Source organism: Hallella faecis, assembly GCF_018789675.1.
GTDB lineage: Bacteria > Bacteroidota > Bacteroidia > Bacteroidales > Bacteroidaceae > Prevotella > Prevotella faecis.
Genome location: NZ_JAHKBE010000157.1, coordinates 1 through 575, shown reverse-complemented (window position 1 = coordinate 575; position 575 = coordinate 1). Strand labels below are relative to the sequence as shown.

The 575-nt window shown below is 43.1% G+C and carries 1 protein-coding gene; it reads right to left on the bottom strand.

Features of this window, described 5'->3' with window-relative positions:
- Positions 1-554 (bottom strand): IS66 family transposase (locus tag KM934_RS12945; RefSeq protein WP_317192678.1); only part of this gene is annotated, 554 nt, incomplete at its 3' end.
- Between the last annotated feature and the right edge of the window lie 21 nt (positions 555-575).

Sequence of the window (575 nt, the reverse complement as noted above, 5' to 3'; positions counted from 1 at the left end):
TATTTAGAATTTCCGTTCTTCATGGCAGTTTCTACGATGGAGTGTAACTTGGCAAAATCATCGGCACCGCTGTCAGTTCGGAAGCAACCGCTGACCTTCTGCTTTATCTTGATTTTCCTAACTCCCCGCTCACTGGCATTGTTGTCGTAAGGAACGTTCGAATCGGATAGAAAGGTGAATAGATAATCCTGGACTTTAAGGATGCCTCTCTTGAATTTCTCAAACTCGTTATCAAGATGTGTGAGACTTTCACCCAAGAGATTCTTCATCTTTGTCTTCAGCACCTTTATCTTTCTATAGGTAATGCGGTCTTCCTTTCTGATATTTATAGAGTGCTCTATTAGATGAACGAATCTTCGTGACCAGTCCTGACTCGGATCCAGTTCGTTCAGATATTCTGCATTCCTGAGGAGATGAGCCAGACAGACCTGATGGTCCTTAACAGTCATATTGAAGTAACTCTGATGCCTGTCCGTCACAAGTGTTGAATTTGGGAGTCCCTTTGGAAACTTTGAGTCTATGGCCTTCTGACCTCGTGATTCAGACTGGTACACGTATGTAAGTAGGTCGTTTTG